Annotated in this window: 18 protein-coding genes; 6 read left to right on the forward strand and 12 right to left on the reverse strand. The window is 58.1% G+C overall.

What is annotated here, in order from left to right; all coding sequences use genetic code 11:
• Positions 1-79 precede the first annotated feature (79 nt).
• Entirely contained in the window at positions 80-388 is a 309-nt protein-coding gene (locus tag LKR43_RS10195) for a DUF3579 domain-containing protein (protein WP_227683951.1), read from the forward strand.
• Positions 389-408: 20 nt separating this feature from the next.
• On the opposite strand, the gene LKR43_RS10200 is transcribed toward LKR43_RS10195, so the two are convergent.
• The 10 genes from LKR43_RS10200 to LKR43_RS10245 all read right to left on the reverse strand — a co-directional run bounded on the left by LKR43_RS10200 (position 409) and on the right by LKR43_RS10245 (position 8,112).
• Complete coding sequence (locus LKR43_RS10200; protein WP_227683952.1) at positions 409-1,371, reverse strand: 2-hydroxyacid dehydrogenase; 963 nt, start codon at positions 1,369-1,371, stop codon at positions 409-411.
• A gap of 174 nt (positions 1,372-1,545) precedes the next feature.
• On the reverse strand, positions 1,546-1,809 hold the full coding sequence (rpsT, locus tag LKR43_RS10205; protein ID WP_013741765.1) for a 30S ribosomal protein S20: 264 nt from the start codon (positions 1,807-1,809) through the stop codon (positions 1,546-1,548).
• A gap of 54 nt (positions 1,810-1,863) precedes the next feature.
• Positions 1,864-3,420 (reverse strand): murein biosynthesis integral membrane protein MurJ, encoded by a 1,557-nt coding sequence (gene murJ / locus LKR43_RS10210; protein ID WP_227683953.1) that lies wholly within the window; start codon positions 3,418-3,420, stop codon positions 1,864-1,866.
• Positions 3,421-3,431: 11 nt separating this feature from the next.
• Entirely contained in the window at positions 3,432-4,190 is a 759-nt protein-coding gene (locus LKR43_RS10215) for a 3-hydroxyacyl-CoA dehydrogenase (protein ID WP_227683954.1), read from the reverse strand.
• A gap of 63 nt (positions 4,191-4,253) precedes the next feature.
• Positions 4,254-4,910, reverse strand: coding sequence for an adenylate kinase (gene adk, locus LKR43_RS10220; RefSeq protein ID WP_227683955.1), 657 nt, complete (start codon positions 4,908-4,910; stop codon positions 4,254-4,256).
• 103 nt (positions 4,911-5,013) lie between these two features.
• A complete protein-coding gene (gene kdsB / locus LKR43_RS10225) occupies positions 5,014-5,778 on the reverse strand; it encodes a 3-deoxy-manno-octulosonate cytidylyltransferase (protein WP_227683956.1) in 765 nt (254 codons plus the stop codon).
• Positions 5,775-5,981 (reverse strand): Trm112 family protein, encoded by a 207-nt coding sequence (locus tag LKR43_RS10230; protein WP_227683958.1) that lies wholly within the window; start codon positions 5,979-5,981, stop codon positions 5,775-5,777. The genes kdsB and LKR43_RS10230 overlap by 4 nt, the downstream gene beginning before the upstream one ends.
• Before the next feature lie 39 nt (positions 5,982-6,020).
• Positions 6,021-7,091, reverse strand: a complete 1,071-nt coding sequence (gene lpxK, locus LKR43_RS10235) for a tetraacyldisaccharide 4'-kinase (protein WP_227683959.1) — start codon at positions 7,089-7,091, stop codon at positions 6,021-6,023.
• A gap of 5 nt (positions 7,092-7,096) precedes the next feature.
• Positions 7,097-7,507, reverse strand: coding sequence for a biopolymer transporter ExbD (locus LKR43_RS10240; protein ID WP_227683960.1), 411 nt, complete (start codon positions 7,505-7,507; stop codon positions 7,097-7,099).
• The gene (locus tag LKR43_RS10245) at positions 7,504-8,112 is read right to left on the reverse strand and encodes a MotA/TolQ/ExbB proton channel family protein (protein WP_227683961.1); all 609 of its coding nucleotides are present in this window, start codon (positions 8,110-8,112) and stop codon (positions 7,504-7,506) included. The genes LKR43_RS10240 and LKR43_RS10245 overlap by 4 nt, the downstream gene beginning before the upstream one ends.
• A 463-nt stretch (positions 8,113-8,575) precedes the next feature.
• On the opposite strand from LKR43_RS10245, the gene xseA reads away from it, so the two are divergent.
• The 3 genes from xseA (at position 8,576) to pcaF (ending at position 12,047) form a co-directional block, all read left to right on the forward strand.
• A complete protein-coding gene (gene xseA, locus LKR43_RS10250) occupies positions 8,576-9,910 on the forward strand; it encodes an exodeoxyribonuclease VII large subunit (RefSeq protein ID WP_370632097.1) in 1,335 nt (444 codons plus the stop codon).
• Positions 9,911-9,988: 78 nt separating this feature from the next.
• Entirely contained in the window at positions 9,989-10,567 is a 579-nt protein-coding gene (gene sodB, locus LKR43_RS10255) for a superoxide dismutase (protein ID WP_227683963.1), read from the forward strand.
• A 274-nt stretch (positions 10,568-10,841) separates the two neighbouring features.
• Complete coding sequence (gene pcaF / locus LKR43_RS10260) at positions 10,842-12,047, forward strand: 3-oxoadipyl-CoA thiolase (RefSeq protein ID WP_227683964.1); 1,206 nt, start codon at positions 10,842-10,844, stop codon at positions 12,045-12,047.
• Between the two features lie 18 nt (positions 12,048-12,065).
• Here pcaF and LKR43_RS10265 read toward each other — a convergent pair whose 3' ends face one another.
• Together LKR43_RS10265 and LKR43_RS10270 are read right to left on the reverse strand one after the other, a co-directional pair.
• Positions 12,066-12,587 carry a DUF192 domain-containing protein gene (locus LKR43_RS10265; RefSeq protein WP_227683965.1) on the reverse strand — a complete coding sequence of 174 codons (522 nt, stop codon included), beginning with the start codon at positions 12,585-12,587 and terminating at the stop codon, positions 12,066-12,068.
• A gap of 38 nt (positions 12,588-12,625) precedes the next feature.
• Positions 12,626-12,871 carry a cold-shock protein gene (locus LKR43_RS10270; protein WP_180031979.1) on the reverse strand — a complete coding sequence of 82 codons (246 nt, stop codon included), beginning with the start codon at positions 12,869-12,871 and terminating at the stop codon, positions 12,626-12,628.
• Positions 12,872-13,033: 162 nt separating this feature from the next.
• Here LKR43_RS10270 and clpS point away from each other — a divergent pair, with 162 nt between their 5' ends.
• Both clpS and clpA read left to right on the forward strand, forming a co-directional pair.
• A complete protein-coding gene (gene clpS / locus LKR43_RS10275) occupies positions 13,034-13,357 on the forward strand; it encodes an ATP-dependent Clp protease adapter ClpS (RefSeq protein ID WP_227683966.1) in 324 nt (107 codons plus the stop codon).
• 198 nt (positions 13,358-13,555) lie between these two features.
• Positions 13,556-15,868 (forward strand): ATP-dependent Clp protease ATP-binding subunit ClpA, encoded by a 2,313-nt coding sequence (clpA, locus tag LKR43_RS10280; protein WP_227683967.1) that lies wholly within the window; start codon positions 13,556-13,558, stop codon positions 15,866-15,868.
• Positions 15,869-15,897: the final 29 nt, after the last annotated feature.

Below are 15,897 nucleotides of genomic sequence, written 5' to 3' on the forward strand. Positions count from 1 at the left end.
AAGGCCCGGTATCGAATACAATTCGCGGCGCAGGGAGAGTTTGGCAGGCCTCAGGCCACGATTTGTCCGCGGAAGTCTAATGACCCATTTAGTGCAGCAGTTAGTTATTCATGGCCTGACCCTTGATGGCCAGCGTTTTCGTCCCAGTGACTGGGCCGAGCGCCTTGCAGGAGTAATGTCCCAGTTTCGCCCGGCGGGCTCGATGCGCGACCACCTTACGTATTCGCCCTATGTTGTGCCCGTTGTGCTCGACGGTATCCGCTGTGTGGTGGTCGACCGCAGGCTGCGTGATCTCGAACCCCTGGCGTGGAAATTCGTGTGTGATTTTGCGTCCGACAACAAGCTTCAGCTGACCGAGCAGGAAGTACCAGCCTCATCACGCCCCTGAGGGGCGTTTTTTATATGGGATCAAAGCGCCGGTATGGGTGTGAGGACTTTGCCGGTTGTGGCAAAGGCTTCTACATTTTCCAGTACCAGGTTGGTCATGGCCGCCCGCGTTTCGGTCGTTGCACTGGCAATATGGGGAACAAGCACCACGTTATCGAGTGTTTTCAGCGCCTCGGGCACGTTCGGCTCATTCTGGTAAACATCAAGGCCGGCGCCACCCAGTTCTCCGCCTGACAGGGCCTGCACCAGAGCCGTCTCGTCGATTACTGAGCCGCGCGAGATATTCACGAGCATGCCATTGGGTCCGAGTGCCTTGAGCACCGGAGCGTCAATCAGGTGGCGTGTACCGTCGCCGCCGACGGTGGCAATGACCAGAAAATCGGCCCACGAGGCCAGGTCAACCAGCGAGGCCATGTACTGATATGGGACGTCGCTGCGCTCGCTGCGATTGTGATAACGGATGTCCATATTGAAGCCGGCGGCGCGTTGGGCAATGGCCATACCTATGCGGCCCAGTCCCACAATACCCAGTTTTTTATGACTTACGCTGGTGCCCAGCGGAAACGACGCGTCGGTACCCCACAGGTTGTTGCGCACGTATCTTTCGGCATGCCCGAGTTTGCGTGCAGAGGTCAGCAGCAGGCCAAGGGTGAGGTCGGCAACGCAGTCATTGAGGACGTCGGGTGTATTGCTGACCTGTATGTCTTTGCTTTGGGCGTGCTTGACGTCAATGGCGTCGTAGCCGACCCCCTGGCTGCAGATCGCCTTGAGCCGGGGCAGGGCATCGATCAGTTCGGCAGATGTTGGGGTCATGGCACTGGTGACCACCACCTGTATGTCGTCTTTGTGGCGGGTGATTGTTGCCTGGGGATCGGATTCCTTCCAGAGTTCAATCAGTTTGAAGTGTTTGGACAGGCGTTCCTTGGCCTGGGAAGCGTTCAGGGGAAGCAATTGCAGCAGCGTGGGTACTACGGGTGTTGTCATGGGTTGTCTCGTGTTCGATTGCTGTTGTTGTACGTGCAAGCGTCTGGCATGCACGCCCGATCGTTTGTGCAGATCGAACTATACCCCATAAAAAAAACAGGACGCCGAAGCGTCCTGTTTTTGTCGGGGCTGACCCCTGACTGTTTGTTTTTGCCGATTAAACCCTGACAGCAATCAGGCTAGGGCTTTTACTGCAGCAGCAAGGCGGCTTTTATGACGGGCGGCCTTGTTTTTGTGGATGATGTTCTTGTCGGCAACGCGATCGATAATGCTAGTAGTCTTTTGGAAAACTTCAGCAGCAACTGCTTTATCGCCGGCTTCGATAGCTTGACGCACGCGTTTGATCGACGTACGCAGCATAGAGCGCAGGCTGGCGTTGTGTTTGTTGCGCTCTACCGACTGGCGAGCACGTTTGCGGGCTTGGGCGGTATTGGCCATTATGCGTATCCGTGTATCTGTGGGGTTAAATTCGGCAAAGACAGCTATTCTATATTATTTGCCATGCCGTGTAAAGTCTGAAGGGCGAAAGCCGCAGCAGAACAATACCGCAAAATAAGCCAGTGCTCCCGCCATGATCACAGCCATCAGCCAAAGTGCCCGCAGCCCAGGCTGGATGCCCAGGGCGATCCAGTCCAGATGCCGGCCTGCTTGCCACAGCACGAGCGACAGCGCGGCCAGTGCCGGCACCAGACTCAGACCGAAGCGGGTCCATCCGGGGGCGGGTTGGTACAGCTTGCCGCGTCGTAGCAGAACAACCAGGCACAGGGCATTGACCGTGGCCCCCAGGCCTATCGACAAGGCCAGTCCGGCATGGGCGAATTGGGGCACCAGAATCAGGTTGAACACCTGGGTCAGTACCAGCACAAACAGTGCAATCCGCACAGGTGTACGGATATTCTGCCTGGCGTAAAAGCCCGGCGCCAGAATCTTGATGGCCAGCAAACCAATCAGGCCTGCGGCGTATGCCATGACAGCCAGCCGTGTTTGCATGACGTCGGTGGCGCTGAAGGCGCCATAGTTGAACAGGGTGGCAACCAGACCATCCGACAGCAAGGCAAGACCCAGGGCGGCTGGCAAGCCGAGCAGCAGTACCAGACGCAGACCCCAGTCCAGCAGCGCGCTGTAGCCGTTGTGGTCTTGTCGTGCGTGCGCCGCTGAAAGTTTGGGCAGCAGTACCGTTCCCAGGGCGATACCCAGCAGTGCGGTGGGAAACTCCATCAGCCGGTCGGCAAACGAAAGCCAGGTTACGCTGCCTGGAGTCAGCCAGGTGGCGATATTGGTATTGATCAGCAGGGAGATCTGCGCCACCGATACCCCCAGTATGGCCGGCAACATCTGACGCATGATGTGTCTGATTGTGGGATCGGACCATGCGGCGCCTGCTTTCACGGAATAGCGGGGCAGCAGTCCCAGCCGGGCCAGCGCGACCCATTGCACTGCCAGTTGGGCGACCCCGCCCAGCATGACACCCACGGCCAAGGCGTAGATAGGCGTGTCAAAGTAAGACACCAGGAACAGGCTGGCGCCTATCATGGACAGGTTCAGCAGCACCGGCGTGAACGCAGGTACCGCAAATTTGCTCCATGTATTCAGTACGCCAGAGGCGAAGGCCACCAGCGACATGCAGATGATGTAGGGGAACATCAGCCGGGTCATCCAGACCGCAGCGTCGAATTCTGTTTGCCTGGCGGCAGTACGCATGCCGCTGGCCATGGCGCTGACCACCCAGGGTGCGCCCACTATACCCACCAGCGTGACCAGCATCAGCGCAATAGTCAGCAGCAGGCAGACGCGGTCCAGCAGTATGCGGACCGCTTCATGATCGCGGGTACTGCGGGCCTCACCCAGAATGGGAACAAAGGCTTGAGAAAAAGCCCCTTCGGCAAACAGGCGGCGCAGCAGATTGGGTATGCGGAACGCGACCCAGAATGCATCTGTCAGTGGCCCGGCGCCAAAAGAGCTGGCAATCAGGATGTCGCGAACCAGCCCCGTTATGCGGGACAGCAGCGTAAAGCTGCTGACCGTTGCGGCCGACCTGAGCAAGCTCATGGGGTACTGACTTATTTCGGTGCCATGCGGATGGCGCCATCCAGACGGATGGTTTCGCCATTGAGCATTTCATTGGTGATGATGTGCTGAACCAGCTTGGCGTAGTCTTCGGGGCGGCCCAGGCGCGAAGGGAAGGGAATGCTGGCGGCGAGCGAGTCCTGCACTTCCTGCGGCATGCCAAAGACCATGGGTGTGCCGAAGATGCCGGGAGCGATGGTCATGCAGCGTATGCCTACTTTCGACAGGTCTCGTGCCAGCGGCAGTGTGAGGCCGGCCACGCCTGCCTTCGAGGATGCGTATGCTGCCTGGCCTATCTGGCCGTCGTAGGCGGCAACCGAGGCGGTATTGATCAGCACGCCACGTTCACCAGTCGCTTCAGGTGTGTTGTTGCTCATGGCGGCGGCTGCCAGGCGGCACATATTGAAGGTGCCCACCAGATTGATGGCGATCACTTTCTGGAAAAGATCCAGCGCATGCGGCCCGTTCTTGCTGACTGTGCGGGCAGCGGGAGCCACGCCGGCGCAGTTCACCAGACCGAACAGCTGACCTGCCTTCAGTGCCGCATCCACAACGGCTTGCCCGTCGGCTTCTTGCGTGACATCGCAATGAACATAGGACTGACCCAGCTCGGCTGCAAGTTGCTGGCCGGCTTCGTCCTGGACGTCGGCCAGTATGACTTTGGCGCCTTCCGCAACGAGCATGCGAGCAGTACCAGCGCCGAGCCCGGAGGCTCCACCGGTCACAATGAAGACTTTATTCTTGATTTCCATGCGTGATCCCTATCTTGTGGGAATAATGTGAAAAACGGGCGCTGGGCCCGTTCATTCTGGATCTCAGGCCTGAAGTGCCTGGAATACCCGTTCCTTGATCTCGTCAACGGCGCCCAGTCCGGAAAGCTGCCGATAGGCGGGTGCATCGGGGCTGCCCGATGCCGCCCATTCCGAGTAGTAGTCGACCAGCGGGCGGGTTTGCTCGCGATATACAGCCAGACGATTCCTTACGGTTTCTTCCTTGTCGTCATCGCGCTGAACCAGCGGTTCACCCGTCAGATCGTCGGTGTCGGGCGTTTTGGGCGGGTTGAATTTGGTGTGATAGCTGCGTCCGCTTGCCGGGTGCACGCGGCGTCCGCTCATGCGCTCGATGATGTTCTCTTCGGGAACGACAATTTCGACAACGAAATCCAGCTTTACGCCTGCATTCTTCAGTGCGTCGGCCTGCGGGATGGTGCGCGGAAAGCCGTCGAACAGGTAGCCGTCCTTGCAGTCGGGTTGTTGCAGACGATCACTGACCAGGCCGATGATGATTTCGTCCGAAACCAGTCCGCCGGCATCCATGATTTTCTTGGCTTCCAGGCCCAACGGGGTCTGTGCCTTAACCGCGGCACGCAACATGTCGCCGGTTGAAATTTGTGGAATGCCAAATTTTTCAGTGATGAAAGCAGCCTGTGTACCTTTACCGGCGCCGGGGGGACCGAGCAAAATCAGTCGCATGAATTCCTCCTGGAGTTTCGTATTTCTAGCTTTTTGCGATTATGCCGCAATGCAGCAAAATCTGCACGTCTTATCGGACGGAGCCAGTTAATTTGAAGTCGTTTTATAACCTATTTGCGAATATTTCGCGTATGCGATCCAGATCTTCCTGTGTGTCGACGCCTGCGGCAGGGTGGGCATCGGCAATGTGGACGACGATCTCGTAGCCGTTCTCAAGGGCGCGCAATTGTTCGAGCGACTCGAACGATTCCAGGGGGCCCGCCGGCAAGTCCGGATAGGCTTTCAGGAAGTTTGTGCGGTAGGCATACAGACCGATGTGGTGCAGGGCGGGGAGTCCGGGTGCCAGTATCTGTGAGCCGTCGGCCAGCGCATTGCGGGCCCAGGGAATGGGTGCGCGCGAAAAATACAGGGCCCTGCGATCGTGCGTACACACTACCTTCACGGCATTGGGGTTGAACAGAGTGGCTGCATCGGTAATTGCCGTGGCGCAGGTGGCAATTGAGGCGTCGGGCACCTGCGCCAGCAGCTTGGCCACGGTGTTTATTTGTGCCGGGTCTATCAGCGGTTCATCGCCTTGTACGTTGACCACGATGGTATCGGACGAAAGTGCCAGCTGTGCGGCGACCTCCGCGAGGCGGTCGGTACCGGTGGGGTGATCGGCGCGGGTCAGCAAGGTTTCGAAGCCATGTGCTTGCACGGCCGTTTGTATGCCGGGATCGTCGGTGGCGACCACCACCCGGTCGGCCTGTGATCTTGCCGCCTGCTCGGCGGTGCGAATCACCATGGGTTTGCCGCCGATATCAAGCAGAGGTTTGCCGGGCAGCCGCGTGGATGCGGCGCGTGCCGGAATAATGGCAATGAAGCTCATGCCGTCTCGGTGTTGCTGGCGGGCTGACCAGGGGCCGGCTGGCTCAGGTCACGTGCCTCGGCCTCGAGCATGACGGGTATGCCGTCGCGTACGGGAAAGGCCAGTTTGTCGGCCTCACAGATGAGTTCTTGCCGCTCACGATTGTGGTGCAACTGCCCTTTGCACAAGGGGCAGACCAGAATTTCAAGCAGGCGGGATTCCATGCATGGCTCCAGGAAAAATCGAACAATAAAGCAGCTAGTTTAATGCCTGCGCGGCTCGTCGGCCATGCCGGTTTTCTGTGCGGCAATCGCTGTTGCCCTGTCATGACAGTAGTCCAGCCATTCAGGGTCTGAAAAGACTGGTTCGGCATAGACGGCCCAAAGCCGCTCATCGTTGAAACGCCGGCATTTGACGGCATCTTTGCCTGTGATCAGGATCATGGCATCTGGCAGCGCACTGAAAGGGGATATGGCATACGCATCGTGATCGGGCAGGGCGACGGTTTGCGTCAACTGCAAGCCTGTTGCGCGCAGCATGGCAAAGAAGCGTTCCGGTTGACCGATGGCTGCTACCGCATTCATGGTTTGCCGGGCATGTTGACCATGCCAGGTCGCCCAGTCCAGGGTAAGGCCCGTACTCAGTTGCTCGACCTTGACGGGAGCCAGGTGCATGCACAGTTGACGTGCACGGGTGTTGGCAGGCGCAGGCGCAATTTGGCCCGGCTGAAGATTGGTGATCAGGATGTCGATATCTTGCAGGCGGTCAACAGGCTCGCGCAAAGGGCCGGCCGGCAGCACACGGCCGTTGCCCGTACCACGTGCATCCTGCACAACAATTTCCAGATCGCGTCCCAGGGCCAGATGCTGCAAACCATCGTCCGCAACGACGATATCAATTTGTGGGTAAGTATGCCGCAGCTGCTGCAGTGCCTGGCTGCGTTTGGGGTGTACCGCGACCGGCACTTGCGTGGCCTGTGCAATCAGAGCGGGCTCGTCGCCAAAATTTGCCGGATCCAGCTGGCCTTGTCCCGTCCGGGGATGATCGCCCACCGTTGCGCCGTATCCGCGACTGATAACACCCGGTTGCCAGCCGCGTGCCTGCAATGCCTGCACCAATGCGATCACCACAGGCGTCTTGCCCGTGCCTCCGACGTAGATATTGCCCACGACGATGACCGGCAAGGTACTTTGATACCCCAGCTCAGGCCGGTGCCGGAAGCGTCGCCTTTTGTATCGAACGACCATCTCGAGCAGCCAGGACAGCGGCAGAAGCAAGGTGCTGAGCAAGCCCTTGCGTTGCCAGGCCCGGTGCAAGATATCGGTCAGTGACATGGCTTTCAAGGCGAGCTCTGGGTCGCGAAATTGACGCGGGCAATCCCGGCCAGGCGGGCGGCTTCCATCGCACGCACCACCGACTCATGCGTCGCCTGTGCGTCGGCGTTGATGACCAGTATGGCGTCGTCCCGGCCCTGGGCGGCGATGCTCAGGGCCTGGGCTAGATCCTGCGCCGTTACGCCGGACAGCAGCTGGCCGTCCAGGGCATAAATGCCTTGCTGGCTGATGGCCATGCCCAGCGTGTCGCTTTCTTGTGCTTCGGCGTTGGCCTGCGGCAGTGCCAGCTGCAGCTGGCTGTAGCGGGTAAACGAGGTTGTGGCCGCCAGGAAGATCAGGATGACCAGCAGTACGTCGATGAGGGGAATCAGGTTGATTTCCGGTTCCTCGTCGGCTTGCCTGGGCCGAAAATTCATGGCTGTGCCCCGCGCTCTATCATGCGGTTCAGGGCACTGGCCTCACGTTCTAGCTTGTGCAGATAATGATCCACACGCGAGCGGTAGTAGCGGTGGAAGATCAGTGCCGGAATGGCGATGATGATTCCGAATCCGGTGTTGTACAAGGCAATCGAGATGCCCCGGGCCAGCTGGGCAGGGTCGCCGCCGGTGGGTGTATACGAAGCAAAGATTTCTATCATGCCCACCACTGTGCCAAACAAGCCCATCAGCGGTGCAACAACGGCAATGGTGGCCAGGGCGGGCAGGTAGCGGTACAAGTTGTGGGCAACATCCTTGCCTACGTCTTCGATCGCAGCCAGGCGGTGAGCATGGCTTTCGTCGCGATTGATCATGACTTCGGCCAGCACCCGGCCCAGCGGTGAATTACCCGCCAGGCGCAGGATGGCGTCGGGGCTGCTGTTCTTTTGCCTGAGCAACTCAAGCACCTGCTCGGGCAGGCGTGGCGGAAAAACCAGCCTGGCGCGCAACGATAAAGCGCGCTCGATAATCAAGGCTAGTCCCAGAACGGATGTGGCCACGAGCAGCCAGATAGGCCATCCGGCCGCGTGAATAATTTCAAGCAAGGTGATCTCCGCGTGTAACAGGCCTGCGCATTTTACCGGGGTATATTCATGAGTGGTGTGGAAAGCAACTTATGGCGCGCCGTACCAAAGTGAAGTCTCCGGAAACGTAAAGATAGCATCAAATTTTGACCGAGATCGGCATGGCATATGGCTTTGCGGCGGCTATCCACAGAATCTGTGGATAATTCTGTGTATAAAGTATCCGATACGCGCTATTTACCGGCCCTACCGGTTCAATGGTTAATTTAAGATCATTTTTCGTTTTTGTTAAAAATTTATATTTATCAAATAGTTAGTCGTTTAATTTAAGGTAAAAATTCACCAATGATAGGAATTGGATTGATATTTCACCGGTTTGACAAATCACATTTCTCTGTGGAAAGAAATGCCCTTGCCGCATATTCAGGTGGCTATTTCGGGTGTGTTATAACCGCAGCCCTCGTTTTTTATGGATAAAGACATCATGCAGGCAGATACCGGGGGTGTTTTGACCGTAACCCAGCTTAATCGCCGGGTTGCTGACCTGCTTTCTGGTCATTTTTCGCGCATATGGGTTCGGGGAGAAGTATCGAATTTCACCCAGGCAGCCTCGGGCCATTGGTATTTTTCTGTCAAGGACGACGGAGCCGCGGTCAAGGCGGTGATGTTCCGCAGCCGGGCGCAAGCGGTGGGCTTTGTGCCCAGGTCGGGAGAAAAGTTCGAATTCCGGGTCAGTGTGGGCCTGTACGAGCCCCGCGGTGATTACCAGGTGCAGGTCGAGAGCATGCGACGCGCCGGGCAGGGCGATCTGCACGAGGCTTTCCTGGCATTGAAAGAAAAGCTGAATGCCGAAGGCCTTTTTGATCCGTCGCGAAAAAGAGTGCCCAAGCCTTTGCCACAGGCCATAGGTGTAGTGACCTCCCTGGCTGCGGCGGCGCTGCGCGATGTGCTCTCGGCCCTGGCGCGACGTGCGCCCCACGTGTCCGTGATCATTTATCCCGCCCCGGTCCAGGGGCTGGAGGCGGCGGGGCGATTGAATCAGGCGCTGCAACAAGCAATAGAACGCAATGAGGTCGACACCTTGTTGCTGGTGCGCGGGGGTGGCAGCCTGGAAGATCTGTGGAGTTTCAATGATGAAACGTTGGCCCGAACCATTGCGGCCAGTCCCATACCGGTCATCAGCGGGGTCGGACACGAAACAGATTTCACGATTGCAGATTTTGTGGCTGATTTAAGGGCTCCTACTCCCACAGCTGCCGCGGAATTATGCTGCCGCAGTCGCCAGAGCTGTGCGAACGCTGTAGAGACGGCGCTGGCGGCCCTGACGGCGCAGCAACGGCGCAGGCTCGAGCGCTGCGCCATGAGGCTGGACAGGGCTACTGCATTGCTGGTTTCTCCGCAACAGCGTTTAAGGCGGCAGGGTGAGCATTTGCAGGCGCTAAGGCAGAGGCTCGCGAGGTCGGCGTTGCGCCCCCACGAGACCCGGGCAGCGCGGCTGCAGATGCTGAACGCCCGATTGGTTCACGCGCAGCCCAGGCCGGCAGGCTTGCGCAATGAGGTGCATGGGCAATTGCAGCGGCTGGTGTCCGCCCTGGATCGTGACCTTGAGCGTCGGCGTCAACGGCTGGCTGTCAGTGTTCAAACCCTGCAGGCGCTCAGTCCTCGCAATATCCTCGAGCGCGGCTATGCCATTGTGCGCAACGGTAACGGGAACGTCGTGAAAAATGCGTTAGACTTGAACGTTGGCGAGTCGCTCAGCATTGAATTTGGGCGCGGCAGCGTGCTTGCGGATGTAACCCGAACGCATGATCTGCTGTAAGCCTCGTGATTCAAGGCTGTACGCGCCGATAGTGATGATTTCATGCACTCTGACTGATTTTTTTGAAGGAACTTGAACATGGCTTTTACCTTACCCCCGCTCCCTTACGAACTTGACGCCCTGGCGCCTACCATTTCCAAGGAAACACTGGAGTTCCACTACGGCAAGCATCATCAGTCCTACGTGACCAACCTGAATAATATGGTGGCAGGTACCGAGTTTGAATCGTCCTCGCTTGAAGATGTGGTCAAGAAATCGTCCGGTGGCATTTTCAACAATGCGGCACAAATCTGGAACCACACTTTCTACTGGAACAGCCTGTCGCCCAAGGGTGGTGGTGAGCCCAGCGGCGCACTGCTTGACGCGATCAACGCCAAGTGGGGCAGTGTCGACGCGTTCAAGGAAGCGTTCAACAAGTCGGCAGCCGGCAACTTTGGTTCGGGCTGGACATGGCTGGTCAAGAAATCCGACGGTTCGCTCGATATCGTTAACACCAGCAACGCCGCAACACCGCTGACAACCTCGGACGTTCCGCTGCTGACCTGTGACGTATGGGAGCACGCCTACTATATTGATTACCGTAATGCACGTCCCAAATACCTGGAAAGCTTCTGGGCTATTGTGAACTGGGACTTTGCCGCTGCCAATCTGGGCTAAGGCGCGATTTGCCGGCTGCGGCCGGAGTTAATGCCGCTGCGCCGCCTGTCTTCAGGCGGCGTTTGCTTATGCGAGGCCATGGTTCGCCGTGACCTTCCGAATGATGCCGGGCCCATGCCCTGCAGGTGGCCGCAGTGTGGACAGACGCTGATGGATGATCGGAATCCGTCTTCCAGTACGCTAACATTAATGTCATATCCAGCTCGGGGCCTGGTTGTGGCTGCGCCGTCCGCCGGCTTTCGCTTTTGCATTCTTATTCACTATTGGATTCATCATGACGACTCACGCTTATATTTGCGATGCAATACGCACACCTTTCGGCCGCTACGGTGGTGGCCTGGCTCAGGTACGGGCTGATGATCTGGGCGCAATTCCGCTCAAGGCGCTGATGGAACGTAATCCCGGCGTCGATTGGTCCAGGGTTGATGACATCCTCATGGGTTGCGCCAACCAGGCCGGCGAAGACAACCGCAACGTCGCCCGGATGGCCAGCTTGCTGGCCGGCATCCCCATAGAGGTTCCGGGGGCTACCATTAATCGCCTGTGCGGTTCCGGGCTGGATGCCGTTGGGTCGGCGGCGCGAGCCATTCGTGCCGGCGATGCGCAGATGTTGATTGCCGGTGGTGTTGAAAGCATGAGCCGCGCGCCATTCGTCATGGGCAAGGCCGAAACCGCCTTCTCCCGCAATGCTGCGATTTACGATACGACCATAGGCTGGCGCTTTGTCAACAAGGTGCTCAAGGCTCAGTACGGCGTTGATTCCATGCCGGAAACGGCTGAGAACGTGGCCGATCAGTTCAAGGTCAGTCGCGCCGACCAGGACGCCTTTGCGCTTGCCAGCCAGAACAAGACTGCCCAGGCGCAGCAGGATGGATTTTTCAAGGCCGAGATTACGCCGGTCAGCATTCCCCAGCGCAAGGGTGACCCCGTCATCATTGACACCGACGAGCATCCACGTCAGACCTCACCCGAGGCTTTGGCAAAGCTCAAACCCATTGTCCGCCCCGACGGCACGATCACGGCCGGCAACGCTTCGGGCGTGAACGACGGTGCCTGCGCGCTGATAGTGGCTTCGGAAGGCATGGCGGGCGCGCAAGGGCTGACCCCGCGTGCCCGCATTGTTGCCATGGCGACCGCCGGTGTCGAACCACGCATCATGGGCATAGGCCCGGCACCTGCATCGCAGAAAGTGCTCGCGCTGGCCGGGCTGACTATCGATCAGATGGATGTCATCGAGCTGAATGAAGCGTTTGCTGCCCAGGGTCTGGCGGTCACACGCATGCTCGGGCTCGACGACAACGATCCACGCGTGAACCCCAATGGTGGTGCGATTGCCCTGGGGCACCCCCTGGGCGCCAGTGGTGCTCGCCTGGCACTGACTGCGGTCAACCAGCTGCATCGCACGGGCGGACGCTATGCCCTGTGCACCATGTGCATAGGCGTAGGTCAGGGCATCGCCGTGATCCTCGAACGCGTATAAGGTATAAGGTTTGGCACTTTAAGGCAGGTTGGTGACGACACTGCCTGCCTTGATTTGCCGTTGCCTGAACCAGCCTTGCTCCATTTCAAGGGCATAGGCGATGGGGCCGGTGGGGCAGTGGTTATCCAGGCTGTATGGCTGCATGTCGGCGATATTGACGATGCGGCCGCTGGTATCCAGGAATGCAATCGATAGCGGCAGCGGTGTGTTTTTCATCCAGAAGCAGGGCATGCCAACGCTCTCAAAGACAAAAAGCATGCCGTGATCGGGCGGCAACGATGCCCGGTTCATCAAGCCGTATGAACGACTGGCTTCGGTAGCGGCAACCTCGGCCTGTACGGTGTGCGGGCCTATTTGCAGCTGCGCCGTGGGCAGCAACATGGCCTGGGCCTGACCGGGTCGGGGCGCCAGACTCAGGGCCAATACCAGCAGACACGTGAAAACAAAAGCCCATGCCGCCCACCCGGCGTGGTGCGGCTCGTGCGGCAGGCCAAAAAAAACAGGGCGACGAGGCCCTGTATGGCGATACGATTTATGCATTGTTATTAAACTGTACGGCAGGCTGAGCCTGCGTGGTTTCAGGCAGCCGTAATGTTGAGTGCTTGCTTGCCTTTTGGTCCCTGGGCAATTTCGAACGCCACCTTCTGGCCCTCTTTGAGGGTTTTGAAGCCATTCATCTGGATGGATGAAAAGTGCGCGAACAGGTCTTCGCCCCCGTTGTCGGGCGTAATGAAACCAAAACCTTTGGCGTCGTTGAACCACTTGACGGTTCCCGTCAGCTTTTCGGTATCCTCAGGAGCGGAGGTTGCGGTTGAATCGGACATGCGGACTGCCTCTCGACTATAGTGTTAAATTGAAACTCGACTACAAGGGTGACCTTTAGCCTACTGATTCTGGCATGCGGCATACTTCCAGGCACTCAGAACACTATGATAATGCGCAATTTACCCTAACATAGTCAACTATGGAAACCACTAGTATTTCACATGGCTACACATCTCGATAACCAGCGAGCAACGGTTCTTGACCGGCAACCCGCCAAGCTGGCGCCACCCCCCATGTATCAGGTGATTTTGCTTAACGACGACTACACACCCATGGAGTTTGTGGTGGCCGTGCTGCAGCGAATCTTTGGAAAGAGCGAAGAGGAGGCCTCCCGCATCATGCTGAAGGTGCATCACGAAGGGCGTGCGGTTTGCGGCGTTTACTCCCGCGACATCGCGGCAACACGGGTCGAGATGGTCCGGCAAATGGCCCAGGCACGTCAGCACCCCTTGCAATGTGTGATGGAGCCCGCACCTGAAGCCTGAAGGACTTGCGAATTATCAATTTTGCGACAGGCTGCGCAAGCGTCCGCAAGTACATGTATAGTAAAGTTATCGACAGCGGTTGATGCTATTGAGTAACAGCCGATCGAAGTCTTTAATTAATGTTGATACGCAAAGTCGATTTAGTCATAGAATAGATTTATCGAATTGTTTGTCCGCTCCGATGTGTATGGAGGAAGCGTGATCTCCGAAGAACTTGAAGTCAGCCTGCATATGGCCTTTGTCGAGGCACGTAGCGCCCGACACGAATTTATTACAGTCGAGCACCTGCTGTTGTCGCTGCTTGATAATGCGGCTGCCGTTGAAGTGTTGCGCGCCTGTTCGGCCAATCTCGACGTCCTGCGCCAAGAGTTACGCGATTTCGTCAACAAGAATACGCCGGTTCTGCCTGGCGAAGACGAGGTCGACACCCAGCCTACACTAGGATTCCAGCGTGTCATCCAGCGCGCCATCATGCATGTTTCCTCCGGGAACTCCAACCGCAATACGGTTACCGGAGCCAACGTGCTGGTGGCCATGTATGGCGAAAAAGATTCCCACGCTGTCTATTTCCTGCAGCAGCAGGGCATTACGCGTCTTGACGTAGTCAATTACCTGTCGCACGGCATCACGAAAACGCCCGACGAAACGCCAGCCGAACCGGTCAAGGCGGCAACGCCCGAAGAGCCCAAGTCCGATCAGCAGAAATCGCCGCTCGAGCTTTATGCGACCAACCTGAACGCTGAAGCCCGCGCCGGCCGTATCGATCCCCTTATTGGGCGCGAACACGAGGTCGAGCGCGTCATACAGGTGCTGTGCCGCCGGCGCAAGAATAATCCCTTGCTGGTCGGCGAGGCGGGTGTGGGCAAGACTGCCATCGCCGAAGGCCTGGCACGGCGTATCACGCAAAACGACGTGCCCGAGATATTGGCCAACGCCGAGGTCTACGCGCTCGACATGGGTGCTTTGCTGGCTGGCACGAAGTACCGTGGCGATTTCGAGCAGCGCCTGAAAGGGGTGCTCAAATCGCTCAAAGACAACGCCAACGCAGTCCTGTTCATCGATGAAATCCACACGCTGATTGGCGCCGGATCGGCTTCGGGCGGAACGCTCGATGCCTCGAATCTGCTCAAGCCTGCGCTGTCTTCCGGGCAGCTCAAGTGCCTGGGCGCCACCACCTATAACGAATATCGTGGCATCTTTGAAAAAGATCACGCACTGTCGCGCCGTTTTCAAAAAATCGACGTCCCCGAACCAACGGTCGAGCAAACCATCCAGATACTTCGCGGCCTGAAAGGCCACTTCGAAACGCATCACGGTGTGCGCTATTCGGCTGCGGCCATTACCGCAGCGGCCGAGCTCGCTGCGCGTCACATCAATGACCGCTTCCTGCCTGACAAGGCCATTGACGTTATCGACGAAGCCGGTGCTGCACAGCGCCTGCTGCCGCGTTCCCGCCAGAAGAAAATCATCGGCAAAGCCGAGATCCAGGCAACCGTTGCCAAGATCGCCCGCATCCCGCCTCAAAGCGTGTCCAACGACGATCGCAACAAGCTTGCCACACTCGAGCGTGACCTTAAAACGGTGGTGTTTGGCCAGAATGCGGCCATCGAAGCGCTTGCCGCCGCAATCAAAATGGCACGCTCTGGCCTGGGTCGTCCCGACAAGCCCATAGGCTCCTTCCTGTTTTCGGGCCCCACTGGTGTGGGTAAAACCGAGGTCGCACGTCAGCTGGCTTTTGTGCTTGGAATCGAGTTGCTGCGCTTTGATATGTCGGAATACATGGAGCGTCACACGGTGTCGCGCCTGATCGGCGCGCCTCCGGGCTATGTGGGTTTCGATCAGGGCGGGCTCCTGACGGAAGCCGTCAGCAAGCAGCCACATTGCGTCCTGCTGCTCGACGAAATCGAGAAGGCACACCCCGACGTGTTCAACATACTGTTGCAGGTCATGGATCACGGAACCCTGACCGACAACAACGGCCGCAAGTCCGACTTCCGCAACGTCATCATAGTCATGACTACAAACGCGGGGGCAGATGCCTTGAACCGCAACAGCATAGGGTTTACCGCGGCGCCCAAGACGGGCGACGAGATGGCCGACATCAAGCGTATGTTTACCCCCGAGTTCCGTAATCGGCTTGACGCCATCATTGGCTTTACGCCTTTGTCACGCGACATCATCCTGCGCGTGGTCGACAAATTCCTCATGCAGCTCGAAGACCAGCTGCACGAGAAGCGTGTCGATGTCGTGTTTACGGCGGAATTACGCGCGCATCTTGCCAAGGAAGGGTTCGACCCGGTCATGGGTGCGCGCCCGATGCAGCGTCTCATCCAGGACACCATACGTCGTGCCCTGGCCGACGAACTGTTGTTCGGCAGCCTGGTAGACGGAGGCAGCGTGCAGGTCGGGCTGACACCGGATGGCAAGGTCGAACTAGAGTTTCCAGACAAGGGCGACAAGCCCGGCAAAACCCGGCAAGATTCACATCCGGAGCCCGAGCTTGTTGATTAGCGGTGCAATCGGCATCCGGCCTGTACAGC

It is taken from the genome of Pusillimonas sp. MFBS29, assembly GCF_020687695.1.
Classification (GTDB): Bacteria; Pseudomonadota; Gammaproteobacteria; order Burkholderiales; family Burkholderiaceae_B; genus Pusillimonas_C.

Excerpts from the sequence above, each read along its gene's own strand:
- kdsB (WP_227683956.1), bottom strand. The coding sequence starts at position 5,778 with ATGAGCTTCATTGCCATTATTCCGGCACGCGCCGCATCCACGCGGCTG.
- LKR43_RS10265 (WP_227683965.1), bottom strand. The coding sequence starts at position 12,587 with ATGCATAAATCGTATCGCCATACAGGGCCTCGTCGCCCTGTTTTTTTT.
- lpxK (WP_227683959.1), bottom strand. The coding sequence starts at position 7,091 with ATGTCACTGACCGATATCTTGCACCGGGCCTGGCAACGCAAGGGCTTG.
- LKR43_RS10240 (WP_227683960.1), bottom strand. The coding sequence starts at position 7,507 with ATGAATTTTCGGCCCAGGCAAGCCGACGAGGAACCGGAAATCAACCTG.
- pcaF (WP_227683964.1), top strand. The coding sequence starts at position 10,842 with ATGACGACTCACGCTTATATTTGCGATGCAATACGCACACCTTTCGGC.
- adk (WP_227683955.1), bottom strand. The coding sequence starts at position 4,910 with ATGCGACTGATTTTGCTCGGTCCCCCCGGCGCCGGTAAAGGTACACAG.
- LKR43_RS10195 (WP_227683951.1), top strand. The coding sequence starts at position 80 with ATGACCCATTTAGTGCAGCAGTTAGTTATTCATGGCCTGACCCTTGAT.
- LKR43_RS10200 (WP_227683952.1), bottom strand. The coding sequence starts at position 1,371 with ATGACAACACCCGTAGTACCCACGCTGCTGCAATTGCTTCCCCTGAAC.
- LKR43_RS10215 (WP_227683954.1), bottom strand. The coding sequence starts at position 4,190 with ATGGAAATCAAGAATAAAGTCTTCATTGTGACCGGTGGAGCCTCCGGG.
- clpS (WP_227683966.1), top strand. The coding sequence starts at position 13,034 with ATGGCTACACATCTCGATAACCAGCGAGCAACGGTTCTTGACCGGCAA.
- murJ (WP_227683953.1), bottom strand. The coding sequence starts at position 3,420 with ATGAGCTTGCTCAGGTCGGCCGCAACGGTCAGCAGCTTTACGCTGCTG.
- xseA (WP_370632097.1), top strand. The coding sequence starts at position 8,576 with ATGCAGGCAGATACCGGGGGTGTTTTGACCGTAACCCAGCTTAATCGC.
- LKR43_RS10270 (WP_180031979.1), bottom strand. The coding sequence starts at position 12,871 with ATGTCCGATTCAACCGCAACCTCCGCTCCTGAGGATACCGAAAAGCTG.
- rpsT (WP_013741765.1), bottom strand. The coding sequence starts at position 1,809 with ATGGCCAATACCGCCCAAGCCCGCAAACGTGCTCGCCAGTCGGTAGAG.
- LKR43_RS10230 (WP_227683958.1), bottom strand. The coding sequence starts at position 5,981 with ATGGAATCCCGCCTGCTTGAAATTCTGGTCTGCCCCTTGTGCAAAGGG.
- sodB (WP_227683963.1), top strand. The coding sequence starts at position 9,989 with ATGGCTTTTACCTTACCCCCGCTCCCTTACGAACTTGACGCCCTGGCG.